Source organism: Lysinibacillus sp. A4 (assembly GCF_024919535.1).
GTDB classification, from domain to species: Bacteria; Bacillota; Bacilli; order Bacillales_A; family Planococcaceae; genus Lysinibacillus; species Lysinibacillus capsici.
In genome coordinates this window covers 47,697-73,517 of record NZ_JANWTB010000001.1, presented here as the reverse complement: position 1 = coordinate 73,517, position 25,821 = coordinate 47,697, and the positions used below count along the sequence as shown (strand labels likewise).

Here is a 25,821-nt window from a genome sequence, read left to right as displayed (position 1 = left end):
CTTATAAAAACTATCCATAGGCTGATAGAACTTATGAAAAAATATTATATGAATACTAAAAAATAAAAAGATGCAAAAGAAGATTTGGTTAATACCCTCATCTTCGTTGGTGGAGGAACAAATATGATAAAAAGATCAATTTTGTTATTTTTAGTTACTTTCCTTCTGTTAACTGGGTGCAATGAACGAAATCAAGACAATATTTCTTTCCCTGTATTTAATTGGAATGGTCATAATTATATTGTTACTAATGAACCGATCCCAAATGATAAATTAGAAGAAAAAGTCGGAGAAATAAAAGAACAAACAACAGATTTACCTTCAAAACACGAAGAGGGTTACAGGCTGAATACCGGAACGAATATATATAAAATAAGGGCTGTGGAAATTACGAATGATATTGATAGCAATATGGCGATAGAGATAGAAGGTGAATATAGAGTAGCGAGAATAATTGTTGACATAAAATAATAGTATTTAGCTTATGCCATTTGAATTTCTAACGAAATATGAGACTTGGAGAAAAAGTTACACACCTATAATATTTTGATAAATTAAAGGATTGACATACACAAAAAAACTCAAACCATTTTTGTCTGAGTTTCAGTACAAAGGGTATTGGTTAAGCGAAATATGCTGATTGATGAAACAGCTAAATGACTGGGATGGACATAGTTTTTATTAAAAGGAAAAATGTAATGGGCAAACTCATCTCTTTTGTACAAACGAATATGACCTAAAAAACATAAAATATTCTAATCGTAATAATAGAGGGGAGGATACATTTGTCTAATAATCATGGATTCAATAAGATTTGCAATGATTGCGAGAGGTGTGAAGACTGTAAAAGTTTCTCCAAGTATAGGGTTTCTAGTTGTCCCAATGTGCCAACTCAAGAAGAACCAGTACAATTTACCCCAGCTTATGGTTCAATTTATAATGTAGCTGGAGGAGATCCTACAACTGATTCAAATGTTGATTTCGACACAGTCGGACCTTTCAGTGGAACAACACCAAGTACAGTTGATGATTCTATTACTGTTAATAGCCAAGGGGTATATACTGTTACGTTTACAATTGAACTAAGAGCAAGTTCAGCAGGAACATCTAGTAATATTATTTTTCGTCTCTCTATAAATGGGACTCCTCTTGTAACAAAACAGATTGAATATCAAACCTTTGTAGCTGGTGCTATGAATGAAGTAGATGTAGTATCAAGAACAGACCAAATTGCGTTAAACCAAGGTGATGTTATACGAGTTGCCATAGTAAGTTCAACTGGAGTCATTACTTATGATAATGCTGCATTGGTAGTAACAAAAGTTGCATAGGTCAAATATATATATTGTAATTGTGCGGTATAGTGAATTACGCAAAAAAAGTGTAAATTGATATTATCAAGTTTTATCAAAAGCGTACGGAAATACGCTAAACAAATTTCCATTACAAAATAAACACGATCGCATACGTGTATGTCAGAAACAAGTGAAAGACCACTCAACCCCAATCCTAATAAACTTGCAAGAATTTAAAAAACCTACACACCATCTAAGTAGTTGTCATAATAATTACAAAACACTCGTTTATCTGACGAGTGTTTTTTTTGCTAAACACAATACTGAGAGAGGTAAGTGAAAGTATATACTCTAATAATTTTCTAAGATTGCATGGTCATAGAAGACATTTAAGAGGAAATAATTATAGCCCCTGCCTTCTGCCAGTATTTCAAAAGGCAAGGAAAAGGAAGAAATCAGTCGCTTGATGGAGGAATGTGGGATTGAATTTGTCTATTCTTGCGCTTACCCGGGAAATTTTTTTATTCCTAAACAAACATTTGAACATTTTGTTAAAGGGAGATAGGGGGGACTGACAAATGAAAATACGACTCCAATTGATATCAAACTACTATAAGAAAAATAGCTACCTGTTAAGGCAGCCATTTATGATTCCGCAACATTGCCCATAGCAATAGAAATTCGATTCCAACTGTTAATTTGATTAATCAAGATAACCAAATCGACATAAGCCTTTTCATCAAAATACTTGCGAACACGTTCATATAATTCATCAGGAACGCGTTTTTCTGGAATAAGCGTAATATGTTCCGTTAATTCTAATGCTACTTTTTCAGCATCTGAATAAAAAGTACATTCTCTCCAAGCGCTAATGCAGTATAAGCGCTGTTCAGTCTCTCCCATTTTCTTCGCATCAGCAGTGTGCATGTTGATGCAATAGGCACAGCCATTAATTTGAGAAGCTCTAATTTTAATGAGCTCACGAAGCTTTCTCTCAATAGCACTTTTCTTCGTGTATTTTTCCATTTCCATCATTATCTTCATAGCATCTGGTGCAATTTCATAATAATTCATACGTTGTGTCATTGTGAATCCCTCCATTATTTATTAGCTAATTCAACGGATAATTGATCCGCTTGATCAAGTGCGTTTTGCAAGACATCTTCTGTATTCAATAAGGCTGTTCCTTGGACACGAAGAATATTAAAATCTTCTATTCCAAGAAAGGCAAACATTGATTTAAGGTATTTGTAAGAATACTCCACTTCGGTATACCAATCGCCATTTGTATAAATTGAACCACTTGCCTGTATGATGATCATGCTCCTTCCATCATTTAATAAGCCCACGGAACCATTTTCCGTATATTTGAATGTTTCTCGCGCAATTAGAATGTTATCCATATAATCCTTTAGCTTTGAAGGAATATTAAAATTATGCAAAGGCATTACAATTAAATATTTATTAGCACTTTTAAATTGAACTAAAATTTCATTCATGCGTTCCAAAACTTCATTTTCTTCGTGTGTTAAAGGATCTCCATTTCGTGAATGTTCCCAGCCACTTAAAACAATTTTATCTATCATCGGAACAACGTCTTCATATAGATTAATTTGCTCAATTACTTCATCATCCTGTTTATTTTCTTTGTATGTCCCTAGAAAATGATCTAATACTTGAAGGCTCAAAGATGTCTTTGACTCCACTTCAGGGTGTGCATTTATCACAAGTAGTTTACGCATAAAAATCCTCCAGTTAAATAAAGTTGTTACTAATCGTCGATTTATTTAATCGTTGATTAACTTTGTCTACAATATACGCTTTTCATTTTCGTTTGTCAAACTGATTCATTTATGTATAGCTAAAATGTGTTACTATCATGGTAAGCAAAATGTTTTAAGAGGGTGGAATAATGAAATATAGTGTGATGGTTGAATATGCCCTACACAGTCTTGTTTATTTAATTGATGTACCAAAAAATGAAAGTATAGGAATAAAGGATTTATCAGAATTTCAAGGATTATCGGAGACCTATCTTTCAAAAGTTTTAGGGAAATTGTCCAAGGAAGGCATTGTTAGCTCGGTATCTGGTGTAAAAGGGGGTTATCGACTCAATAGAAAACCTGAAGATATTACATTTTGGGATGTTGTACGAGCTGTTGAAGGTGAAGATCCGATATTTCAGTGTAAGAATATTAAAGCAAATTTTGCTTATCAAAATAAAAAACAAAAGTGTGAGTCTTGTTCAAGTCAATCGAACTGTACGATCAATAGTGTCATGCTGGAAGCGGAAGAACAAATGCGAAATTATTTAAGAAGCAAAACGATAGCGTGGTTAGAAGAAGAATTACTGCGGACTCTACCAAAGGAGCAAATAGAAGAAGCAAAAAATTTTTTTAAAAAAACAAATTGATAACTTGAATCGAATCATTTTGGATGTATGTAAATTCGGTTTACCTGAATGAAAATCTAAAGCGAGAATTTTATGCTGAAGGAATTAACCAAAATTGGGAGAAACAAAAAACCGGCAAGGATGCCGGCTGCGGATGTTGAATGAAAGCTATTTTGAATTATTTTCGTTAGCAAATTTACCTGAAGCAAATTTTTTGTTTGCTTCAGCTTGTTGAATTTGTTGTCTGATTTGGTTAACATCAGTTTCATTCCCAAATTCAACGTTCGTTGACTTCATTGCGTTCATAGAACCAGAAGCCTGTTGCTTTTTAGCTTCAGCTTGTTGAATTTGTTGTCTGATTTGATTAACATCAGTCTCGTTCCCGAATTCAACATTCATTGAATTCATTGCGTTTGGAGCTGCATTAGGAATTTTTGAGTTGAAATTTTGGTTGTTGTTATTATTCGCCATTAAATATCACCTCCTGAAAAGTAGTGTGTGCAGAAGGTTTTTTACTATCCATACATTTTAGAAAAACCTAACCGATTTGGACTGGCACTACAGAGTGAGGACCTCTAGTATCAAATTTGCATAGTTTAAGAAATCTAGTTTTCCTAGTATAATTGTAGTAAGTTCGTTATTGTGTTTAGAGATTGGAGAAATGTATGAAAGATCGTAAACAAATCGTTATCGAATCAACATTACAATTATTTACTGAAAAAGGGTATCAGCATACATCGGTTCAGGATATTTTAGATAAGGCAAATATTTCGAAAGGTACATTTTATAATTATTTTTCATCTAAAAACGAATGCCTGAAAGCCGTATTAGAGCAAAATCGTCAAGAGCGAAATGTTTTAAAAGAGGAAATTTTAGTTGGTAAGAAAAAAGATGATGTAGACGTTTTAATTGAACAATTAATCGCCACATTAAAAATTAAAGAAAAATATAATTTAATGCCTTTATTTCGAGAAATCTCCTTTTTGCATGATGAAGAGCTGCAAGAAATTCTTGCGGAACATCGCTTTCATGAAATCACCTGGTTAAAAAACAGATTCTATGATATTTATGGAGAAGAAGGAAAGCACTATTATTATGAGTGTGCGGTCGTCTTTTTTGGCACTTTCCAATATTTATCTTTTTATTGGAATTTGGCTACTAATATGACGATAGATCTAAAAAAAGTGGTTACTCGGTCATTGAAATATGTAGAAAGTTTTCTGCCAGAAATGATTAAGAGTGGAGAAATTCTATTAGAGCCACAGGAAATGTTTTTATTAGAAAAGGATCTAGCCTATAAGTCCATTACTAGTAAAGAAATACAAGAGAAATTAGAGAAATTTTGTAAAAAAATCTCGACAATCGAACTTCCACAAAAATCACTCGAACTCTCTAGCTTACTTTTGGATGAAATGAAGAGAGAAACACCCCGCATGAGTGTTTTAGAGATCATGCTACAGCCATTTCGTGCTTCTTTTGCTGAAACGATTTATAAATATGAAGCTGAAGAAATAGCCAACCTTTTCTGGCTCTTTATGAAGATGAAAAACAGCAAGTCATAAATGAATGATTGAATAACTAGACCAGCTTTTTAGCATAAAGTTGGTTTTTTCTTTTGTATTCGCTGGCTATTAATACTAGTGAGGGCATTAAGTTTTTTCACTCTTTTGTCAGTGAATATTCGATACTTGGTGGAATCGTGTCATTTTTCATAAAGCGGAAATAATAAAAGTATACATTTCCCACCAATTATACTTTGTTCTATAATTCCTACCCAATTCATGTTGAAACCGTATTAAGACACAACAAGTAAGCTCACCATAGACGACAATACATTCTCGGTTTAAGTGAATTACTAATTCAGGAAGTGTTATAATAATTTTACAGATTGTGGAGGTGGAGAGAGCTGGTGAAGGAAATAAGAGAACTATGGATGATTACATTTAAAATATTTTTAGAATTAATAAGAATTATTATCCTTTTTTCCATTATTGGATGCGTGATGTGGGGAGGCGCCAGGCTTATTTATACCTCTTTTGATATAAATGTTGATGGTTCTTACGCTGGGTGGCTGGGGGGAATCGCTATATATAGTTTATTGTTTGTCCTCTATCGTAATAAACTGCAGTTTTCGGGATTTTATAATGGTCCATATCGCCAAAAATTATCCCCTACAACCACTACCATTTTTATTACGATTTCCGTTTTTTTATTAATACTGCCACTTTTTTGGCGTCCTCATTTTTAATATAGTTTCATTTGATACATAAAAAAGAATGAAAAGAGGGTTACTACTGTGAAAGAATGGAAGGATAGGGCAGAAGTATCTTTTGTCACGGATATTTCCCGATTCGATTACCTGAGACAGCAAATTCAAGAAGTGGCTGAAAAATTCAGTTTCAATCATCAGCAACTTGCGAAAATATTTGATTTACCAATGAATGAGCTGGATAGTTTATTGAATAACAAGGGCAGCATCACGACGGAGCAGCTAGATAAGATTGAACGAAAAATAGTTATGTTATGTGTTGGCTTTGAAGGCTTTGATGCAAGGGAAAGAGCCGCATTGCTTTTGAATGACCTCATTAAGGAATACATGTTTTCAACGGCTAGTGTCGCGAAAATGATTCATGTAGAGGAAAAGGACTTAATCGATTTTAGACAAGAGATATCGATCGATAAGAACGTAGAATTGAAAATTTGCGTGAATAGTATCATGCTTCATTTTGTATTACATGACTAATGACAAGCCCTGGTATTTTGGACTAAATCATTCACGAAGGATAAATAAAAAATCTTCTCTTCTTCGCTGACATTCTTCATCACTTCCACGATTTCCTTCATACATAGTAATGATGAGAACCACACACATTAACCTCAAAAAGTATGGGGGTTCCAAAATGAAAAGTGCCAATAAAGTGTATGTGCTTTTATTTATCGTAGTTTTCTCATTTTCTTCAACCGTATATGCAGAAGAAAATAAGGAAGGTATTCTTGTATACCATGTGAAATATGATTATGAAGCTATAAGTAAATTTTTGGGCATGACAGTGCAGGAATACGACCAAGAGTGGAGGAAAGGTCTTTCGATTGCAGAGATGGCGGAGAAAAAAGGAATTGCTAGAAGAGATGTAGAAGGCTATTTTTATCAATTTCATTATGAAGAAATGCAAAAATGGCGAAAAAAGGGTGCCATGACAGAGAAACACTATTTCTATCTTGTGTACGGATTAGCCGATGAAATAGAGGAATTTATTGATCGTAATCCCAACCGATAACTTTTTCTAAACCCGAAAAGTTAATCTTTTAAAGTTAAAAGGCAGAAATGTTGTTTGCACAACATTTCTGCCTTCGTTCATTTATTTTTGTGTAATACGCTCGAAAAACTCCAGTGTTCTGTTCATATCCGTAACATGTTCATTGCATGTTTGACTATCTGCACAAATGTAATTACTGTGGTTGGTAAACGTGCCTACCACCTGTCCTTTAATGGACGTAGTAAATAGGCCTACATCTGAATGGCGATTACAAATAGCGCAAATGCCGCGAACGGTGTTATTGGCAAATATCCCTTTGATCCCTTTTAGCTGCCCATTTTGCTCAAGGACAACATACTTTCGATGTGTGCCAGCATCATCCCAAGCAAGATAACAAATTTGCTGAAAATCGAGTGCTTCTAGATTTGGTAGCTTGAGCTTCTTTTCTTTTTTAAATAAGGCTTTAAGCGTACTAGCGGTCACCGGCTTGAACGGGATGACATATGGTTTTAATTGCTCTAAAAATGCATCACCTTGTGCACGATCTGTGACAGCAAAAAGCTGGTCAATCAGCATTGTTTCTGCTGCTGATAATGCTAATTTTGTCGTTACCTCCGTATCAACAAGGCCACGTACCGCTAGGATAACGTTTTTATCCTTTGTTGTTGTCAATGCATGTAAAATTTTATTTAATTGCTGTTCTAGTAAATGATAGTTGGCAACCGTTAAAAACGGCTGAATTGTTTGTTGTTCCATTTGAAATCTCTCCTGTTTATTAGGCTATTTGATTACTTTTTGGCCTAAAGAGATCATTCAATTTCTGTTAGTTTATAACTTAATCTTGACCTCTTTGACCTAAAGAAGTCGTTCTAGAGCATGCATTACAAGTGAATGCGATCATTTAGATCCCTCCTTTAAAGAAAACGTTGATTTATATGGGTTTTACATGAGGTTTTATAATAGGTTGAACTAAACAGGCGACCAATTTACATTAATTTGTTAAAAATTATAAGTGTCTATAGATATAGTAACATGTGATTGCCCTAATTGCTCTTGAATTGTTTTGAAATTAGGATTGTTTAATTAATTTTAATGAACTAATTATATTTCTACCATAAAAAAGAATAAAGTAAATTAGTGTAACATTTATAAAGAAATAAAGTATATTAAAGTTAATTTGAGTAATGCCATTTTTAGTAAATAGAGCAATTGCGGATGATAACTCATTCTCACCGATGTAACTTATAAAGGGGAATGGGGCTCCAAATTTGTTAGAACCAAAAGTTGCAAAGAAAATGGACATTAAGCTCATTATAATGCTAACCCATAACAACGCCTTTTTGTTTGTACCTTGCATTAAGTCATCTCCTTTTATATTTTAACTACCCAATATTATTATTATATCGTAAAAAGTTGAATATGGTAATATTTTGGGAATTTATAATAAAATATTATCCAGAATGTTTATTGTAATTTTTATACATATTGATTATAACAGCTTATGAAAATTTGAAAATTGATAAAGCACTGTTTATTTTCTGAATTGTTGGAAAGGTAATAAATTGGTATAATGGACTGAATTGGTTAATGAAGGGGGATTTATGATGAAACAGATGACTGAACGTAAATTAATGAATGCTTGGAGAATTTATACATTGTAGGAGGCACTATGCTATTAAATAAACAAGGTTTTGATTTATGGGCCGATGGATACGACCAAACGGTACAACACAGTGAGGAAAAGTATCAATACCCATTTGCAGGCTATAAAGCGATTTTAAATAAAATTTTCAATGAAGTGATGGCTGTTCCCGCTTCCACAGTTTTAGATATTGGCTTTGGAACAGGGGTATTAACGGCGAAGCTTTATGAACAGGGGCATTCGATTTATGGCTTTGATTTTTCTGCGAACATGATTGCCATTGCCAAGGAAAAAATGCCAGAGGCTCACTTAATGGAGTGGGATTTAATGAATGGCTTGCCACAGGAGCTATTACAGCAGCCCTATGATGCGATTATTAGTACGTATGCGCTCCATCATTTTACAGATGAGCAAAAGTCTTTGTATATCACACAATTATTACAGCACCTATCACCAACAGGGAAAATTTTAATTGGCGATGTAGCTTTCCAGACAAGAGAGCAGCTGGAGCAATGTCGTCAAGATAGCAAGGGATACTGGGACGAGGATGAATTTTACTTTGTCCATGAGGAGCTAAAGGTTGCCTTACAGGAAATTTGTGAGTTAACATTTTACCCACTATCGCATTGTGGTGGAGTCTTTGTGATTAGTCGGAAGAATATAAATGCTGATTAGTGACCCCTTATATGGGGAGTTCGAGATAGATGGTTTGTTAGAGGAATTGATTGTAAGTAAGCCAGTTCAACGCTTAAAGGAAATTCATCAGGCTGGGGCAGGCTTTCTAGTAAATAGCAAGTGGACTATTTCAAGATTTGAGCATTCTGTAGGTGTCATGCTGCTTACTAGACAGCTTGGCGGTTCATTGCAGGAGCAGGTGGCAGGCTTATTACATGATGTGTCCCATACCGCTTTTTCCCATGTGGTGGATGTTGTCCTTGAAAATGAGGCGGAAGATTACCATGAAGCGATATTCATGGATGTTATCAAACAGTCTTCGATACCTGCAATTCTTGAAAAATATGGCTACGAAGTAGAGAACATACTTGATACATCCAGATGGTCGTTACTTGAACAACCTGCTCCAGCATTGTGTGCGGATCGTATCGATTATACATTAAGGGATATGTATTTTTATGGAAATTTAGCCCTGGAAGATATCCAAAAATTTTTACAGGACTTATTCGTTTTTCAGGGGAAACTGTGTGTTAAAACGATTGAGCGTGCAGAATGGTTTGTAAAAATTTATTATCAGGAAGTGTTAGATTTTTTCTTGCACCCTTTAAATATCTATGCGACAAGTTCGTTAGCGAATGTATTAAAGCTGTCACTAGCAAAACAAATTCTAACGCTTGAAGATTTCCTAAAGACTGATCATGAGGTATTGCAGCAGATGAAGGCTTCACATGATCGAGACGTTCAAGCTCTTGTACAACAATTACATGAAAATGTAGAGGTAAGAGAAGAACAAGAGAATTATGACATTCATTTTCGCAATAAAGTGCGACTCATCGATCCAGCTATCTATCATCAACAGCGACTATGGAAGGCGAGCGAGGTATCTAACTATGTCAAAGCAATGAATATCTCTGCTTTGGAAAGGTTTGAGCAGGGTGTTTATGTGAAAATAATCAATGAGGAGCTGTCATAGGGCAGCTCCTTTTCTTTAGGCAAACATGGATAAAATATATTTGCCAGAAAGCATAAATACGGCATAGACAGCGAGCGCGCTCATAACAGAGATGCCTGGTTTAAACCAGCTTGTTAGGAGAAACGTGAGCACAGTAAATAATAGCATGCCAACCGCTCCAAATACCGTGTTTTGAAGAACAGTATGAAAGGTATCTTCTTTCATATTTTTCATTTGCATGCCCATATTAATGAGCGTCAATATCGGTAAGGCCGTAATAATACCTGATAAAAATAAATACTTAGATTGGCTAAGTAGTAGCGCTAGCACCATGATTGTGCCACCTACTAAAAAATAGAGAAAGTATAACATGGGATGCCCTCAATTAAATTCAGAATAGAGTAATAATACTGTAGAACGTAAGTGTTCACAAGTACCCATTGATACTATTTAGCAAGAAGCGCAGAAAGATAGATGTTTATGAAAAATAGATAGAATTTTTGGGAGGGGGTGAGTAGTAATGTCCATTCTATCCTTTATGCTTTTATATGTAGTAGGCATACCAATCTCTACGCTGCTGCATGAAATTGGGCATGCATTGGGTGTTATAGTATGTTCAAAGGAACGAGCCCATGTTTATTTAGGTGCAAAAAATCTTCCTGAAAACTTGCGTATAGGTCGTATACATTTCCATATTCGATGGGGATTTTTTGGCTTCTGTACGCCGCAAAACGGGAGTAGCTTAACGCGCAAGCAGTCGCTCGGATTTATAGCGGGTGGTCCTATCATGACTTTAGCAGTATTACCTTTTGCCAGCTATCTTGCCCGTTATTTGCTGCTTATGCAGGGATACACTATTTTTTCAATAGCCTTTTTTATTTGAATACTTTTCAATTTCTTGCAACACAGTTTTACCCTCAGATGGCTATCAGATGCTAAGCTTACTGAAGAAAAATATCAGAAAATAAAAACTTTAACGAGGTCACTTTTAATATATCGTTGTATACGATATAATCGTTTTAAACGATATATTAAAGGAGTTATAACAATGATTAAAGATATAAATGATTATTTTACAACGATATTCTATCATCTACATACAACCCATGAAGATGTTATTTCCCATCAGAGTGTGCGTATTTTGCAAATGATACAAAAGGAAGAGGAAGTGACGGTGCGTGATATAGCAGGGTTACTAAATATTTCTCCTAATACGGCATCAGAGCATGTGAAAAAGCTAGAGCGTCATGGCTGGGTGATGAAGGAGCGTGCAAGTGACGACCAGCGTAAGGTCATGCTACATTTGACAGCAGAAGGGCTACAAGTGTTGAAGAAAAACTCGGAGCTAGATGATGATAAGCTACAGCATGCACTTAATCAGCTAACTGAGCAGGAACAGCAAGCCATTCTACAGGCGTTTCGACGTCTAAGTGAGGTGGCAAAATAATGTATACATTCTTTAAAATTTTGAGTTCAGCAGCCATCATTGGCGTTGTGACGGAGGTTGCACGACGATTTCCTACCTATGGAGGAATTATTGCTGCGTTGCCCTTGGTGAGTATTTTAAGCATTATTTGGCTGACAGTGCAAAGTGAGTCGAGTGAGCATATTCAACGCTTTACGGTAGGCGTTATCGTTGGCTTGCCTGCAACGATGTGCATGCTATTTGTGATTTACATGGCGATGAAATCCTCCGTACATATTGTACTAGCTATGGGACTTGGTGTGCTATCCTGGGCTGTATTTTTAGGCATACAAAAAGCGATTGCAGGGGTTTTTCATATTTCCATTTAAGAAGGAGTTTATAAAATGACGATTATTGCCATACATCAACTACCAAAACAAACTGTAAGCGAATTTTTTCAGGAACATTGGGGTACGACAGAGATGGTCATTTCCAGTGGCATTTATGATTGTAGTGAATTAGCAGGCTTTGCTTTTATGAATGAGCAACAAATGATGATCGGTTTAATCACCTATATCATGCGGGAAGAGGACTGTGAAATCATTTCGTTAGATAGTACGGTTGAGGGGAAAGGTATTGGTTCTGCTCTTGTGAAAGCGGTAGAACAAGCAGCAATGGAGCAGGGCTGTACAAGCATATCACTTATTACAACAAACGATAATTTGCATGCATTGAAATTCTATCAAAAACGAGGCTATTGTTTAATAGAAATACTGCGTAATGCAGTGGAAAAAGCAAGAGCCTATAAGCCTTCTATCCCACTCATTGGTAATGATGGTATTCCAATACGAGATGAAATGCGTTTACAAAAACAACTTGACTGTCAATAAGTCAGGTTGTTTTTGTTATACTAGTTGGGAGGAAAGAGAGGGAAAGTATGAAAAAAATACTATTTATTTTAGTACTGAGTGTGCTAGTGGTCGGGGCAATCTTTATGATTTATCTCAAGAGCAATCCACCACTTGTTATTCAAAGCTATAGCAGCAAACAAGGCAATGAAGCAATCAAAATCATCGCACTTGAAAATACAGGGCTGCGTGAAATTAAGTTAAAGCAAATACTGGTGAATGATCAGCGTCCTGATAACGCGAAGCTTATAATAAGTAAGTCAGAACCTTTTGAGGCGGAAACAAAGCTAGAGGGAAATGATCAACTATCTTTTCATAAATTAGCACAGCGAACGATCGTACCTCAAAGATACATAAATCAACAAGCTATTGGCGAGCAGCCACAGCATTATGCAGTACAAGTTCTAGCATCTAACAACCAGAAAGTAACGATACACTATGAATACTTAAAAATACCTTTTACGCTTACAGTTGAGCTTCAAGCCAACAAATAATCACTTTTTGTCTTATCCTTTATGCCTGTGTCAATTTCTAAGATTGTTTGGTGAAAAGCTCCTATCTCTCCTAGAACATGGTAATATTGTATTAACAGCAATTGTGATACTAGGAGGGACCTAATGGCATTTATCATCTTGGGTATAGTACTATTTATCTGTGTTATCACTGTGGCATTAGTGTTTATGAAAAAGCTTTTTAAAAATGATATTATGCTTGAAGTGACAGCCACTTGTGAAGGAAAAAATGAAGACAATCAAGCGATTATGAAGATATATTTTAGGTATTCCATTGGACGTCTTGCCAGAAGGAAACGAGAAATGATAGGCAGTATTGAATGGTCTGAAGGGTGGATGCCTGTCAGCTATAATTTAAAAGAACATGGCGTGTATGATGAAGAACGACTTCTGTATGCAACGAATGAGCAAACGTATTCCACCTTTGAAATCAATGCGACGAATGCGCTTGATGAGCAAGGACGTGGAGAGGGCTACGTGGTCCTTGTATTAGAAAAGCCAAATACCTCTCATATGTCCCGAGCGGGTGTTATTCTCGCTGTGACAGCCAATATGGTTACATATCAATTATCAGACTCGACTAGCTGGCACAATGATATGCTAGCGAACTAGCTATCCAATGTATTGGATAGCTTTTTTGGTATTTACAAGTAAAAATAGGCTGTTTATGGAACCAATTGCGGAAAATAACGTATAGAAAGAAGAAGGACTTGCAGGAGGAAGGAGGATATAGATGTCCGAACAACATAGCAAATACAATGATTCAAGGCTTGTCACAATAGATGAGCAAATATGTGCACTTTTGCAGCAACGAAAAGAGCAAGCTGCTCTTACTCCAGGCTTGCCTTCGGATGATACCATTTCGAAATGGGCACAGCAATATGGTTTCGATGATACTTTTTTAGCGTTGTTCTTCCAGTTGATTAAATCAGAAAAATACTATACTTCAAAGGTAGAACCTTCAGGCTTCCGTCACTATATCCCTGTATTGAAAACAGTAGCAAAGGGAGAGTGTTTGTATACGGTTTCTTATGTTCGTCAATATGACAATGCAAGTGTAGTGCAATTATTAATCGATTGGGATGAGCAGCAAGAACCTCAGCTAACGATTCAGCAAAAATTAGAACGAAAACATTTTGGTCTATACATTGATGCGTCCTATGAATGCCGAAGTAAAGGTACAGGTGGCTCAAATGGACATGAAAGCAGTACGTATGTGGTGACACCACCCTTGCCAGATGATTTAAGTGGACTTCATTTTGTTTTTACAGAATACGAGGATGCCTTTGAAGAAAAGCCGACAGGGTGGGCTATCACCATACAAGGTTAGGGGGATATTTAATGAAAAAATGGATGTTTCCACTTGCCCTCATCATCCTATTGACAGCTTGTCAAAGTCCCAAGCAGGAGATACATTATATCGCCAAAAGTGAGCATTGGAAAGCCATCTATCATAGTAATGGTGAGGTGGGCTTACGCTTATTTTATCTGGGAGATGATGATGATTTGGGGCCTTTAGAAATTACAATTGAGGGGACAAAAGAATCCCAAAATTTAAGTGATGTTCAGTTAAATAAAGATGGCTATTATTCCTTCACAAAAAAAGAAAGTGAGAAAATCTTTAAACGAGAAACAAAGCCAATGATCCATGTAGAATGGCAATCTGAAGATGAGACCTTAGAAGTGAAAAATCATTAGGAGATAATAATAAAATGCGAATTGAACAGCGCGAAGATATAGTGATTATTGATGGGCTAGAAATCAGCGGTACGATTCAAAAAAATCAACAATGCCCGAGTTGTCAAAATTCCATCATCTATGATGACACGTTTGATAGTTATTTTTGTGCGATGTGTAATGAGTGGCAAGAGGAGGCATGTGATGACCCGCATTGTCACTATTGTGTTCAACGTCCAGAACGCCCATTGCAAGTCCATCGCTAAATTTTTTTCTTTTTTAGTGTTTGACAAAGAATTCACTATTCGTTATAGTAATTAACAATTTCATACAAAATGAAATGGGCAATGATAAGGACAAGAGATGCGATTAACCATTTATAGAGAGGGAGGCCTTGGCTGCAAGCTTCCTAATGTCGTACTCCCATCTTACTACCTTGGAGCCGTGCTTGGAAACTTGCACCGTTTTTTTGCGGCGTTACAGCAAAATCAATGAGCCACTAGCTTATAAACTAGTGGGAATTTGGGTGGAACCACGGGTAATCAACACATACTCGTCCCTTCTTAGGGGCGGATATGTGTTTTTTTATCTACACAATTATGCCAAGGTGTAATTGATTTTATTACTAAAAGGAGTAGAGAAACATGTCAAATCAACGTATTCACATTCAATTTCCAGATGGTCAACAACAAGCATTTACTAAAGGTGTGACACTAACCGATATTGCACAAGCGATTCGTCCAGAGCTTCGTAAAAAGGCAGTCGCAGGGAGTGTTAACGGAACCATCATTGATTTGACGCGCCCGATTATGGAAGATGCACAAATTACATTGTACGATGCAAGCTCAAAGGAAGGGATCGAGGTCATTCGCCATTCTACGGCCCATTTATTAGCTCAGGCAATTAAACGACTTTATCCACATGCACAATTTGGAGTAGGACCAGTCATTGAAAATGGCTTTTATTATGATATAGATATTGCTGATACACTGACACCGAGTGATTTACAGCAAATTGAAAAGAAAATGAAACAAATTGTACAGGAAAATATCCCGATTCATAGACGCGAGGTTTCACGTGAAGAAGCAAAGCAATTATTCGCCCATGATGCGTTAAAGCTAGAGCTGTTGGAGGCAATTCCTGTAGATGAGCTAGTTACGATTTATGAGCAGGGAGATTTTTATGATTTATGTCGTGGTCCACATGTCCCGTCTACAGGCAAATTACAGCATTTTAAATTAATGCATGTGTCAGGCGCTTATTGGCGAGGCGATAGCAAGAATCAAATGCTTCAGCGTATTTATGGCGTTGCCTTTGCTACAAAAGAGGAACTGTGCGATCATTTTATCTTCTTGGAGGAAGCAGAAAAGCGAAATCATCGCAAGCTAGGTAAAGAGCTATCGTTATTTATGTTTTCAGAGGAAGCACCTGGCATGCCCTTCTATTTAGCCAATGGTCAAATTTTACGCAATGAACTGGAATCGTATTTGCGACATTTACAAGCAAAATATGACTATAGGGAAGTACGAACACCGCTGATGATGAACCAACGCTTATGGGAGCAGTCAGGTCACTGGGATCATTATAAGGACAATATGTATTTCACACAGGTGGATGACCAAAGCTTTGCCTTAAAGCCGATGAACTGTCCTGGGCATATGCTGATCTTCAAAAATGCCTTACATTCCTATCGGGATTTACCTATACGTATGGCAGAATTTGGGCAAGTGCACCGACATGAATTTAGTGGCGCTTTGAATGGTCTGTTACGTGTACGAACTTTTTGTCAGGATGATGCCCATATTTTTGCAACACCACAGCAAATTGAGGATGAAATTGCACTGGCCTTAAAGATTATAGATGAAGTGTACAACGTCTTTGGATTTGCGTATACGATTGAATTATCGACACGACCAGATGATTATATGGGTGATTTGGCACTGTGGGATCAAGCAGAAGCAGCACTTGAAAATGTCCTAAACAATTTAGGTATTGCCTATACAATTAATGCAGGGGACGGGGCTTTTTATGGACCGAAAATTGACATCCATATTAAAGATGCGATTCAGCGCAGTCATCAATGCGCAACGGTTCAGCTTGATTTCCAGCTACCAGAGAAATTTGATTTAACGTATATTAATGAGCACAATGAAAGGGTGAGACCTGTTGTCATCCATCGTGCAGTGTTTGGCTCAATTGATCGCTTCTTAGGTATTTTAATCGAGCATTTTGGCGGAGCATTCCCAACTTGGCTGGCACCACAGCAAGTCCAAGTGATTGGAGTAGCTGAGGCACATCAAGGCTATGCCAAGCAAGTTGTTGAAGCTTTACAACAGGCAGACATCCGTGTGCAATTAGATGACCGTCAAGAAAAGCTCGGCAAAAAGATACGAGAAGCCCAATTGCAAAAAATACCATATATTGTGGTTATTGGTGATCGTGAGGTTGCCAACCAAACTGTAGCTGTTCGCAGACATGGTCAGCAAAATTCCACTGATAAGTCACTACAGCAATTAATAGAAGAAGTCACAACAGCCATTCAACAAAAAAGTTTAGCTTAATTTAAGTAAAGAAAGCTTGCGATGAATGTTCGTCATTCATCGCAAGCTTTTTAATTGTTAAGAAATTTTTACTTCTATTTTTTTGAAATGACTACTAGAATCTACATGGTGTGCATACAATGAATTAAAGGTGCTTGGAACTTTCTTGAAAATGCGAATGTCCCAGTATTACTTCTTGTGTTTCAGCGTCGATGACAAGAAATTTGCGATAGGATTCATCGGTATTGTGCTGAAAGGATGCTAAAAAATAAACTTGTCGATTGGGATGAATAAAAGTATGTTGAGAGAGGTCTATTGTTTCCTGTTTACCATCTGTTTGTAAATAAAAACGTTTTGTCGCATTTGCTACATCTTTAAAAGCCATCTTTTGACGAATATTCAATGAAGCATTGGTATATTCCTCATAAATCGCACGATTAAGCTGCTGATAAAATGTGTCCTCATCACGAAACGATTGAAATTGGTTGTTTGGGTATTGATATAGTGTATTTATTTCAGTTGGTGTGCAAAGTGTGGGTGTTGTATGGTCTACTGAATGTTGAGGTGGCATTAATATTTTGGAAACAACCATAAAAGTTAAGATGAATACGTGCATCATTCAACCTCCAAATGTTTTCTTATCAAAAACATCGCCTACTTTTTCATTCTCTATACATTATGAGAAATGGCTAGGTGAATGCATGTATCATTCCTGATAAAACCAGCCAATAAAACATGGCTTGGCTTTATCATATCTATTCTTTCTTCTATTATATGCCTCGTTATGATTAGGAAGCTTGTGCTTGTTTTAAATATCTATTAAGTAAGACATCCAATTCTTGACTGTAATCTACTACAATAGGGTGGGTGAAACCAAGATCCTTTGCTTTTTTATACATAATTCTTCGTTTGATCTCAATTTCCGCCTTCAAGAATTGTTTAAGTAATAAGTTAACCAAGATATTTTCCTCCTAATTTTTTATCCATATTCTTGAAATAAATTTTATGACCTCGATTCAACTTTTTCATTGTATATCACTTATATTAAAAAAAATGTCACATTGTGTATCGTTTCTTAAATTCGTAATTTAGTCATAGATAAGGTACTTCATCCTATTTAGCTCGATTGAAAATTTTTATGTATTATAGATAAATAGTACTGTGAATTTACCCTTTTATAGAATTTAATATATGACTTAAAACCCTATTCATGTGTTGGATAGGGTTATTCACGTTCTTTGTTTTAGAAAATATTAAGGGGAAAATGGAGAAGTCTTAAGTCTTTTATACTAAGAAAAAAGTTGTGATTAGAGATTGAATTTTCCGATAATTAAGCGTGGAATTCATATCTTGTCACATTTTAGCAAATTCCCTTTTTTGTTGTTTAGAAATGGGGACATTTCATTGTCTATGGTGAAATGTTGAGAATTTTTGAAATTAATGGAATAATGGATGATAGATGAGGTGATGAAGCGCATGATGAAAAAACTGGTTTCAATCATTGCTTTTTTAAGTTTACTAATGCCATGTGAAAGGGAGGAGCCCTTACAGGAACCGACCATTGTGTATGACATGGATACGACATCGACATCCACTGAATTTAGCTATGTAGCGGATTTATCTTTGGAAAATAGAGAGGCCTATCAAGCATTTTTAAACGATGGAGAGATTCGTCTTTTACAAACCTTTTCAAACAGAGGAAATGCTGCTCATTATGTTGGATTTAGTGGAAGAACTTCGTATGGATGCATTAAATGCAATTACTGACAGCTATGTTGCATTCCCCATAAAAGAATTGTTTGAGCAGTACGGTTTCACTTACGTATTTCATTATAGATTTTATGATCGAATAGCTATTCATGAATCGAATACTCCTCATTCACAGTTCGTTTAACTGGAAACTTCCGTTGGGAGTCAGTGCTACATCAAAACATATACCCTGCAATTTGAAATGTTCATTAAGATTAAAGAGGAGAAACAGATGACTGAGATTTATTTTGTTAGACATGCACATGCCCATTATTCAGAGGATGAATATCATCGTTCACTATCTGCTCAGGGACAAAGGGATGCAGAGCGTGTCACAAATCTTTTGAAGCATCAGCGAATTGACGCAGTTTATGCTAGTCCCTATCGTAGAGCTATTCAAACAGTGGAGGGGATTGCACAGGCGCGTCATTTACCCGTCCAAACGATAGATGCTTTAAAAGAACGGCAGCTTGCTAATGGGAAGCTGGAGGATTTTCATGCAGCAGTTCAACGGGTGTGGCATGAGCCAAGCTTTGCATGGGCAGGTGGAGAGTCCAATCAACAGGCGATGGCTCGTGCTATTCCAAGTTTGCGGCGCATCCTTCTTACTCATCCAGAGGAGTCTGTCGTTATCGGTACACATGGCAATATCATGGCATTGATGATGCAATATTTTGATGCCCAGTACGATTATGCATTTTGGCAAACGCTAAGTATGCCAGATATCTATCGATTATCCTTTCAAGGGCTATCCTTACAGGAAGTAACACGTGTGTGGCAAGCGGACTGAACAAAAGAAAAGAGATACTACAGCAATCATAGTATCTCTTTTGTGCTATTCTGTTAATTCCTCTCCCATTCGGAGCGTAAGAGGCCAAATAAAACTACGTCATGGAATGTACCAAAGCGGAAAATTTCTTGGCGTAAAATGCCTTCTTTTGTGAAGCCACATTTCTCATAGGAGCGAATAGCTGCTGGGTTAAAGCTAAAAACCTGAAGCTTGATTTTCTGAACAGCTATATATTGGAAGATAAAATCAATGAGCGTTTTCATTGCATCCGTGCCATAGCCCTTGCCGTGCCACTCTTTCCCAATTGAAATGCCGACAGAGCAAGTGCTATTTTGCCAATTCACTGCATAAACGCCACAGGAGCCTATTAACTGTTGTGACGCTTTTTCATAGATACCGAAAAAGTATTCCTCCTTCTTTCCGCTGATACTGTTAAAGAAAGCGGTGTGATCCTCTACAGTTTGTGGAAAGGGAATCTCATCATTAGCAAGTAGCAAAGAGGTGATTTCGCTTTCGATTGCTATAAAAGCCTCTAGGTCAGCAGTAGTCATTTGTTGTAAAGTGATCGATTGCCCTGTTAAAAATGTTTTCAAATAATGTTCCATTATTGTATTCTCCCTTATATAAGGGCTGCAAGTAGCGTTACAACCCTACGATTGTTGGTAATATTTTCACGTCTACTGCATCTTTCACACTCATAAACCCACCCCTTTTTTGTGCATACTTCCATAGTAGCATGAGAGACTAAAAAAATGGAAGAAATTATGTTAAAATATGTCATAGTTAAAGAGAGCGAGGGATTAAGATGCGCACAACATATTTTGCGAATTTATTACAATACTTACCACAAGAAGAGCAGCAACAATTACAACAGGCTTTTGGTGCTTCAGAGACACAAATTCGGGCCTTGTTAGAAGTATTTCCGAACTGCCCACAAGCTTTGGTGGAGCTATTACAGGATGTCAATGGTACATATTATTGTCAGCATGGGCAAGAAACGATCTGTGTTTTAGTGCTAGGCTCTGATTTAGGGGATTATCCGTATTATTTAAAATCGGTGGAGCAAATCGTGAAAGATTATCATGACAAGCGTGAAACAATTTATGAGCGCTATCAGGAATTTTTAGCGTATGTGGAAGTAGATGAAAAGATTAATATGCATGTCCCGTTAAATGAACGGCTCTGCTTTGCTGATTGTATGAATAATGGGGGCACATCGAGCCTCTATATTGATTTTACGCCAAATGAAGCGGGACAAGTTGGCCAGGTGGTTCGTTATGTCCATGATCCTGATAGCTTTGAGGTGATTGCAGCTTCGTTTGAGGATTATTTACAGCAACTTATAGAGGGAGACTATGAATTCACTGCTATTTACGAGGAGGAATTCGAGTGACTATGCAGCTCAAGTTCTATGAGGACAAAGCACAAAATTTAGTAGAACAATATACCCTAACAGAAGAGCAGCTACGCTATACAAAGTCTCCAAAAGAAAGCATTGCACTTGCTAAGCAGGATCATAGTCGACATGCCATTTTAGCAATGGACGGTAACAAGCTAGTCACGTTCTTTGTCTTACATGAAAAAGAGGGGGTGACGCCTTACTCCTCCAATGAACATGCGCTATTAATCCGTTCCTTTTCCACTGATTTTTATGAGCAGGGCAAAGGCTATGCCAAGACAGCACTTCAATTATTGCCTGACTTTGTTCGCAAGCATTTCCCACTCATCAATGAGCTGGTGCTTGGGGTCAATGTGCCAAATAGAGCTGCTCAAGAACTTTATAAGCGATGTGGCTTTGTCGATGAAGGCAGACAGGCAATGGGACTTCGAGATGAGCTAAAGGTAATGAGCTATTATATGAAGGAGGTTGAAAATTGAGCCACCATATAATTGAAGCAAGAATGGAGCATTTACAAGCGCTTTGTACAATCGATCAAGAAGTAATTGGAGATTCATCCAGAGCGGAAGAAATTCAGCAAGCTATCAAAGAGAAACGCTGTTTGCTATACCAATCCGCCGATACCATTGGGGGGTTTTTGCTATTTAGCAATGACTTTTTTGGCTATAGCTTTATTTCCTTAGTCATTGTCAAGCCGTCCGAGCGCAGAAAGGGGATCGCATCTGCCTTAATGACCGCTTATATCCAAATGGCTAAAACAGCAAAGGTTTTCTCCTCTACAAATCAATCCAATAGGCGTATGCACCAGCTTTTTCATAACCTAGGCTTTATCAAAAGCGGTTTTATCGACAACTTGGATGAGGGAGACCCAGAAATTATTTATATGAAACAAGCCTCACCACAAACCTAGGGTGAGGCTTTCGTTTATTTTTTTGCTTTGATGAATAAAAAGGATGGCCTGCGTAGTTCCTTTTCAATAGAAGGAAGCTGTTGAATGGCTGCTGTGCTTGGAATTGGTTCTACGATTTTATCAATGGTTAACCCATGGGTAATCAATGTATTGACCAGTGTCGCTATAGTGCGATGATATTTGACAACACCATCCACCAACCATGTTTGCTCACGCAAGCCTTCTTCCTGGTAATGATCCACCGCATAGTGCAGACGTTGATGATTGTCATCATATACCCAATTATCATCTGTTGTATGACGAGCTGTAGCAATAGGATGCTCCACAGAGAAAATAAATACACCGTTAGGACGTAGCATGTGAGCAATTTGAGCAATGACCGCATCGAAATTTTTGACATAATGAAGAGATAGGGAGCTGGTTATACAATCAAAGCTAGCCGAAGGAGCTTCATAATCCTCTATTGCCTGTAGCTGATAGTCAATTTGTGGGTGGGCATGCTCCTGTTTAGCGACGGACAGCATATTGCTCGAAACATCTAATGCGGTTACGTGCTTGGCTTGATGGTCGATACAATACTTGGCGAAATCCCCCATACCACAGCCAATATCGAGTACCTGTAAATTTGTCAACGGTGGAAGTAAAGCCTTCATCGTGGGCTGCTCCAAAAGACGGTTATAATTAGATGCTTTTTGTCTCAATGTCTTGTAGTGATGAAAAAATATCGGATTATCATAAATATTTTGTTTCATTAAAAGCCTCCAGTTTATGAAACATAACGTTATGTTATTTGTGCGCATCATTATTGTCCCATGTAGATAGAAAAAGAAATAGACTTTTATTACAATTTTTTGTAAGATGTAGATAAGGCATACCATTTTTTGATACAGTTGCCTTCCATTTAATGGGATATTTTCTCGTTCCCTCTACATAATGATGGATCCTACCAAGCACATCCCCATTTCCATGTCATAAAAATGTAACAATTTGAAAAAATAAAAATATTTAAAGGGAAAACATGGCACTTCTTACACGCTATAACGTTCTTACTATTTGGAAGCATATTCCGAAAAAGAGACGTTGGAGGGATTCTATTGAATCAAGAAAGTTTATTATCCATTAGTAGCAATGCCTTATTTATTGCCTTTATTCTACTACTCATTGCTATTGTGCCATTAGGGCTAGCAGTCAAATCAAAGAGAAAAACATTCGGTAAGCTAGGACTATTGCTCACTTATATAGCCTTTGCCCTACAGCTCGTGTACTTTGTTGTCAGATGGGTGGCGGTTGACCATGCACCTGTCAGTAATATGTATGAATTTATGACGTTCTTTGGCATCATGCTTACAGGAAGTTACTTAATTATCCATTTCTTATATAAGCAAATCGTGGTTGGGTTATTCACGATTCCTGTATCCTTAATCATCCTTGGTTATGGAAGCGTTTTCGCGAAGGAAGTATCGCCGCTTGTTCCATCATTACAAAGTCACTGGTTAACGATTCATGTCATGACTGTGGCCTTTTCTAGTGCCATTTTATCTGTATCCTTTGCTACAGGTTTAATTTACTTATTAAGAACGCTGGATGTTTCCAAAAAATCTATCAGTACATACGGGCTTGAGTTTGTGTTGTATTGTTTGGTGGTTGTCATTGGCTTTATTGGCGTATCGACGTTTTTCAGCCTTGCCACAGAAGAGGTGCAGGTACAATTCGATAATGCACAGGGACAGCAAGAAAAAGCCACTTACTCCATGATGCCCCTGATTGTCAGTAAAGGAGCCGTCACCGAGAAGGGTGAAGCAATCGGTGTTGTCGAAATCACAAATAAAATAGATGCCAAGAAATTAAACTCGATTGTTTGGGCATTTATTGTGGGTACTATTTTATATGGTGTCATTCGATTCATCACAAGAAAATCAGTGAGTGCCTTATTAAAGCCATGGACAAGCCGCGTACAGCCACAATTAATGGATGAGATTTCCTATCGCGCAGTTGTTATCGGCTTCCCATTATTTGCATTAGGTGGCCTGCTATTCGCCATGATTTGGGCGCAAATTGCCTGGAGTCGCTATTGGGGCTGGGACCCGAAAGAGGTGTGGGCATTAATTACCTTTTTATTCTACGCAGCCTTCCTCCATTTCCGCTTATCCAAAGGCTGGGAAGGAGAAAAAACAGCCTGGTTGGCCATCATCGGCTTCGGCATTATTGTGTTCAACCAAGTATTTGTCAATCTAGTCATTGCCGGCTTACATTCCTATGCCTAGTTAGAGGTAGGGGGTCTTGACTCCTAAGTGATCCTGACTGAGTGAGGAGGAGCCCGCTCTAAAGTGAGGAGAGAGCGCCCAAGCTAGTCAGGTAATCGCTCCAAAGTGAAAAGAAAGCGCTCAAACTAGTTAGGTAACTGCTCCAACTAGTGAGAGAACCTCTTAGCTTTGACCATCCTTTTCTTCTTATTAAAATATTCAACCGAAAAAAGCATTACGAAATGCATGTAGCACTTCGTAATGCTTTTTATTAATTATTTTTTGCGAAATAGTCTAGCGTTGCTTGACCTAAAACGTTGGCGGCAATTCGTAATGAGCGCTCGTCGATATCGAATTTCGGATGATGGTGTGGATAGACTTCCTCCCAATCAGGGTTTTTCGCCCCTGTGAAGAAAAACGCACCGGGGATTTCCTCTAAGAAATAGGCAAAGTCCTCACCGCCCATATTGGGATCAACTATTTCAACAGTCTCAACATCTGCAATTTTCTCTGCGGACGCCATTATATGCTCAGTCTCTGCATCATGGTTCACAACAGGCGGATAGCCTCGCACATACTCATACTCGTAATCAGCTTTTGTTAAATAACAAGTTGCCTTTAAAAGCTCTTCGATTTCATGCTCTAACAAACTACGCTCCTCCTCGTGGAAAGTGCGCACCGTACCCTTCATGTACACTTGATCAGCAATGACGTTGAATGGATTTAATGCCTCAATATGGCCAATTGATACTACTGCTGGACGTAATGGGTTGATGCGACGTGCCACAAGCTGCTGTAAATTTGTAATAAACTGAGCTGCAAGGACAATGGAGTCCTTGGTGTCACTTGGGTTTGAACCATGGCCGCCCTTGCCTTTTATCGTTATATAAATACCATCTGCTGCAGCCATTAATGGTCCTTTAGCTGTTTGCACTTTGCCAAGATCAGTGGGTGCCCATAAATGTGTCCCAAAAATAACATCTACACCTTCTAAGCAGCCATCTCTAATCATCGAAATAGCTCCACCTGGCGCAAGTTCCTCAGCATGTTGATGAATAAAGACGATTGTTCCTTCTAAATCATCCTTCATTTGATTAAACGCCTTCGCTAAGATTAAGAGGGAAGCTGTGTGTCCATCATGGCCACAAGCATGCATACGCCCTTTAATTTTCGATTGGAAAGGTAAGCCGGTTTCTTCCGTAATGGCTAAAGCATCAAAGTCTGCTCGTAACGCTACTGTTTTCCCTGGTTTTCCACCAACTAGCTTTGCCACAACTCCATTGCCACCTACACCTTCACGAACCTCATGACCTAATGCACGATGAAAGGCAGCAATGGTTTTTGGCGTTTCAACTTCCTCAAAGGAAAGCTCAGGATTTTCATGGAAATGACGACGAAGCTGTATTGTCTCTTCTTCATAATGTTTTAATAAATCTGCTAACTGTTGTTGTAATGTTGTCATTCTCTAACACTCC

The 25,821-nt window shown here is 37.4% G+C and carries 35 protein-coding genes; 25 read left to right on the top strand and 10 right to left on the bottom strand.

Annotated features, from left to right (window positions below):
- Positions 1-123: 123 nt before the first annotated feature.
- Together NY607_RS00430 and NY607_RS00425 are read left to right on the top strand one after the other, a co-directional pair.
- Positions 124-471 (top strand): hypothetical protein, encoded by a 348-nt coding sequence (locus NY607_RS00430; RefSeq protein WP_237900640.1) that lies wholly within the window; start codon positions 124-126, stop codon positions 469-471.
- 314 nt (positions 472-785) lie between these two features.
- Entirely contained in the window at positions 786-1,331 is a 546-nt protein-coding gene (locus tag NY607_RS00425) for a hypothetical protein (RefSeq protein WP_259418914.1), read from the top strand.
- Positions 1,332-1,940: 609 nt separating this feature from the next.
- Here the strand turns inward: NY607_RS00425 and NY607_RS00420 are convergent.
- Positions 1,941-2,381: a carboxymuconolactone decarboxylase family protein gene (locus NY607_RS00420; RefSeq protein ID WP_131520347.1), complete on the bottom strand. Its 441-nt coding sequence runs from the start codon at positions 2,379-2,381 to the stop codon at positions 1,941-1,943.
- A 14-nt stretch (positions 2,382-2,395) separates the two neighbouring features.
- On the bottom strand, positions 2,396-3,037 hold the full coding sequence (locus tag NY607_RS00415) for an FMN-dependent NADH-azoreductase (RefSeq protein ID WP_131520346.1): 642 nt from the start codon (positions 3,035-3,037) through the stop codon (positions 2,396-2,398).
- Positions 3,038-3,207: 170 nt separating this feature from the next.
- Between NY607_RS00415 and NY607_RS00410 the strand changes: the two genes are divergently transcribed.
- On the top strand, positions 3,208-3,708 hold the full coding sequence (locus NY607_RS00410; protein ID WP_259418913.1) for an Rrf2 family transcriptional regulator: 501 nt from the start codon (positions 3,208-3,210) through the stop codon (positions 3,706-3,708).
- 147 nt (positions 3,709-3,855) lie between these two features.
- Here the strand turns inward: NY607_RS00410 and NY607_RS00405 are convergent, their stop codons facing one another.
- Positions 3,856-4,158 (bottom strand): gamma-type small acid-soluble spore protein, encoded by a 303-nt coding sequence (locus NY607_RS00405; RefSeq protein WP_259418912.1) that lies wholly within the window; start codon positions 4,156-4,158, stop codon positions 3,856-3,858.
- 194 nt (positions 4,159-4,352) lie between these two features.
- On the opposite strand from NY607_RS00405, the gene NY607_RS00400 reads away from it, so the two are divergent.
- The 4 genes from NY607_RS00400 to NY607_RS00385 all read left to right on the top strand — a co-directional run bounded on the left by NY607_RS00400 (position 4,353) and on the right by NY607_RS00385 (position 6,965).
- The gene (locus NY607_RS00400; protein ID WP_048394548.1) at positions 4,353-5,249 is read left to right on the top strand and encodes a TetR/AcrR family transcriptional regulator; all 897 of its coding nucleotides are present in this window, start codon (positions 4,353-4,355) and stop codon (positions 5,247-5,249) included.
- Between the two features lie 347 nt (positions 5,250-5,596).
- Entirely contained in the window at positions 5,597-5,935 is a 339-nt protein-coding gene (locus tag NY607_RS00395) for a hypothetical protein (RefSeq protein WP_257961081.1), read from the top strand.
- Between the two features lie 48 nt (positions 5,936-5,983).
- On the top strand, positions 5,984-6,430 hold the full coding sequence (locus NY607_RS00390; protein ID WP_066036860.1) for an HTH domain-containing protein: 447 nt from the start codon (positions 5,984-5,986) through the stop codon (positions 6,428-6,430).
- A gap of 157 nt (positions 6,431-6,587) precedes the next feature.
- Positions 6,588-6,965, top strand: coding sequence for a hypothetical protein (locus NY607_RS00385; protein ID WP_259418911.1), 378 nt, complete (start codon positions 6,588-6,590; stop codon positions 6,963-6,965).
- An 81-nt stretch (positions 6,966-7,046) separates the two neighbouring features.
- Here NY607_RS00385 and NY607_RS00380 read toward each other — a convergent pair whose 3' ends face one another.
- A complete protein-coding gene (locus NY607_RS00380) occupies positions 7,047-7,700 on the bottom strand; it encodes a FusB/FusC family EF-G-binding protein (protein ID WP_048394543.1) in 654 nt (217 codons plus the stop codon).
- Positions 7,701-8,613: 913 nt separating this feature from the next.
- Here NY607_RS00380 and NY607_RS00375 point away from each other — a divergent pair.
- Both NY607_RS00375 and NY607_RS00370 read left to right on the top strand, forming a co-directional pair.
- A complete protein-coding gene (locus tag NY607_RS00375) occupies positions 8,614-9,261 on the top strand; it encodes a class I SAM-dependent methyltransferase (RefSeq protein WP_115674627.1) in 648 nt (215 codons plus the stop codon).
- Complete coding sequence (locus NY607_RS00370) at positions 9,251-10,234, top strand: HD domain-containing protein (protein ID WP_259418910.1); 984 nt, start codon at positions 9,251-9,253, stop codon at positions 10,232-10,234. Before NY607_RS00375 ends, NY607_RS00370 begins: the two co-directional genes overlap by 11 nt.
- Positions 10,235-10,249: 15 nt before the next feature.
- Here the strand turns inward: NY607_RS00370 and NY607_RS00365 are convergent, their stop codons facing one another.
- The gene (locus NY607_RS00365) at positions 10,250-10,585 is read right to left on the bottom strand and encodes a hypothetical protein (protein ID WP_259418909.1); all 336 of its coding nucleotides are present in this window, start codon (positions 10,583-10,585) and stop codon (positions 10,250-10,252) included.
- 148 nt (positions 10,586-10,733) lie between these two features.
- On the opposite strand from NY607_RS00365, the gene NY607_RS00360 reads away from it, so the two are divergent.
- The 10 genes from NY607_RS00360 to thrS all read left to right on the top strand — a co-directional run bounded on the left by NY607_RS00360 (position 10,734) and on the right by thrS (position 17,276).
- Positions 10,734-11,096: a hypothetical protein gene (locus NY607_RS00360; protein WP_259418908.1), complete on the top strand. Its 363-nt coding sequence runs from the start codon at positions 10,734-10,736 to the stop codon at positions 11,094-11,096.
- Positions 11,097-11,261: 165 nt separating this feature from the next.
- Positions 11,262-11,660, top strand: a complete 399-nt coding sequence (locus NY607_RS00355; protein WP_036219134.1) for a MarR family winged helix-turn-helix transcriptional regulator — start codon at positions 11,262-11,264, stop codon at positions 11,658-11,660.
- Entirely contained in the window at positions 11,660-12,007 is a 348-nt protein-coding gene (locus NY607_RS00350; RefSeq protein WP_259418907.1) for a DUF3147 family protein, read from the top strand. Before NY607_RS00355 ends, NY607_RS00350 begins: the two co-directional genes overlap by 1 nt.
- 15 nt (positions 12,008-12,022) lie before the next feature.
- A complete protein-coding gene (locus NY607_RS00345; RefSeq protein ID WP_259418906.1) occupies positions 12,023-12,508 on the top strand; it encodes a GNAT family N-acetyltransferase in 486 nt (161 codons plus the stop codon).
- A gap of 47 nt (positions 12,509-12,555) precedes the next feature.
- Positions 12,556-13,020: a hypothetical protein gene (locus tag NY607_RS00340; protein ID WP_048394533.1), complete on the top strand. Its 465-nt coding sequence runs from the start codon at positions 12,556-12,558 to the stop codon at positions 13,018-13,020.
- Positions 13,021-13,143: 123 nt separating this feature from the next.
- On the top strand, positions 13,144-13,650 hold the full coding sequence (locus NY607_RS00335; RefSeq protein ID WP_259418905.1) for a hypothetical protein: 507 nt from the start codon (positions 13,144-13,146) through the stop codon (positions 13,648-13,650).
- Between the two features lie 121 nt (positions 13,651-13,771).
- Positions 13,772-14,368: a hypothetical protein gene (locus NY607_RS00330; RefSeq protein WP_259418904.1), complete on the top strand. Its 597-nt coding sequence runs from the start codon at positions 13,772-13,774 to the stop codon at positions 14,366-14,368.
- 11 nt (positions 14,369-14,379) lie between these two features.
- Positions 14,380-14,736, top strand: coding sequence for a hypothetical protein (locus NY607_RS00325; protein ID WP_054549268.1), 357 nt, complete (start codon positions 14,380-14,382; stop codon positions 14,734-14,736).
- 14 nt (positions 14,737-14,750) lie between these two features.
- Entirely contained in the window at positions 14,751-14,981 is a 231-nt protein-coding gene (locus NY607_RS00320; RefSeq protein ID WP_259418902.1) for a hypothetical protein, read from the top strand.
- A gap of 378 nt (positions 14,982-15,359) precedes the next feature.
- Positions 15,360-17,276, top strand: a complete 1,917-nt coding sequence (gene thrS / locus NY607_RS00315) for a threonine--tRNA ligase (protein ID WP_259418901.1) — start codon at positions 15,360-15,362, stop codon at positions 17,274-17,276.
- A 124-nt stretch (positions 17,277-17,400) separates the two neighbouring features.
- Here thrS and NY607_RS00310 read toward each other — a convergent pair whose 3' ends face one another.
- Positions 17,401-17,871, bottom strand: a complete 471-nt coding sequence (locus NY607_RS00310; RefSeq protein WP_259418900.1) for a hypothetical protein — start codon at positions 17,869-17,871, stop codon at positions 17,401-17,403.
- A 172-nt stretch (positions 17,872-18,043) separates the two neighbouring features.
- Positions 18,044-18,214 (bottom strand): aspartyl-phosphate phosphatase Spo0E family protein, encoded by a 171-nt coding sequence (locus tag NY607_RS00305; protein WP_004230265.1) that lies wholly within the window; start codon positions 18,212-18,214, stop codon positions 18,044-18,046.
- 517 nt (positions 18,215-18,731) lie between these two features.
- Here NY607_RS00305 and NY607_RS00300 point away from each other — a divergent pair.
- Entirely contained in the window at positions 18,732-19,022 is a 291-nt protein-coding gene (locus tag NY607_RS00300; protein WP_259418899.1) for a hypothetical protein, read from the top strand.
- 214 nt (positions 19,023-19,236) lie between these two features.
- Positions 19,237-19,794: a histidine phosphatase family protein gene (locus NY607_RS00295; protein WP_259418898.1), complete on the top strand. Its 558-nt coding sequence runs from the start codon at positions 19,237-19,239 to the stop codon at positions 19,792-19,794.
- A 53-nt stretch (positions 19,795-19,847) separates the two neighbouring features.
- On the opposite strand, the gene NY607_RS00290 is transcribed toward NY607_RS00295, so the two are convergent.
- Positions 19,848-20,399, bottom strand: a complete 552-nt coding sequence (locus NY607_RS00290; protein ID WP_259418897.1) for a GNAT family N-acetyltransferase — start codon at positions 20,397-20,399, stop codon at positions 19,848-19,850.
- A 200-nt stretch (positions 20,400-20,599) separates the two neighbouring features.
- Between NY607_RS00290 and NY607_RS00285 the strand changes: the two genes are divergently transcribed.
- Genes NY607_RS00285 through NY607_RS00275 form a run of 3 tightly spaced genes read left to right on the top strand, consistent with a single transcriptional unit; the run spans position 20,600 to position 22,103 of the window.
- Entirely contained in the window at positions 20,600-21,187 is a 588-nt protein-coding gene (locus NY607_RS00285) for an SMI1/KNR4 family protein (RefSeq protein WP_259418896.1), read from the top strand.
- Complete coding sequence (locus NY607_RS00280) at positions 21,184-21,672, top strand: GNAT family N-acetyltransferase (protein ID WP_259418895.1); 489 nt, start codon at positions 21,184-21,186, stop codon at positions 21,670-21,672. Before NY607_RS00285 ends, NY607_RS00280 begins: the two co-directional genes overlap by 4 nt.
- Positions 21,669-22,103 (top strand): GNAT family N-acetyltransferase, encoded by a 435-nt coding sequence (locus NY607_RS00275; protein ID WP_237900661.1) that lies wholly within the window; start codon positions 21,669-21,671, stop codon positions 22,101-22,103. Before NY607_RS00280 ends, NY607_RS00275 begins: the two co-directional genes overlap by 4 nt.
- A 14-nt stretch (positions 22,104-22,117) precedes the next feature.
- Here NY607_RS00275 and NY607_RS00270 read toward each other — a convergent pair whose 3' ends face one another.
- Positions 22,118-22,855 (bottom strand): class I SAM-dependent methyltransferase, encoded by a 738-nt coding sequence (locus tag NY607_RS00270; RefSeq protein WP_237900663.1) that lies wholly within the window; start codon positions 22,853-22,855, stop codon positions 22,118-22,120.
- A 342-nt stretch (positions 22,856-23,197) separates the two neighbouring features.
- Here NY607_RS00270 and ccsB point away from each other — a divergent pair, with 342 nt between their 5' ends.
- A complete protein-coding gene (ccsB, locus tag NY607_RS00265; RefSeq protein WP_237900665.1) occupies positions 23,198-24,367 on the top strand; it encodes a c-type cytochrome biogenesis protein CcsB in 1,170 nt (389 codons plus the stop codon).
- A 250-nt stretch (positions 24,368-24,617) separates the two neighbouring features.
- Here ccsB and NY607_RS00260 read toward each other — a convergent pair whose 3' ends face one another.
- Positions 24,618-25,808, bottom strand: a complete 1,191-nt coding sequence (locus NY607_RS00260; protein ID WP_048394504.1) for an amidohydrolase — start codon at positions 25,806-25,808, stop codon at positions 24,618-24,620.
- Between the last annotated feature and the right edge of the window lie 13 nt (positions 25,809-25,821).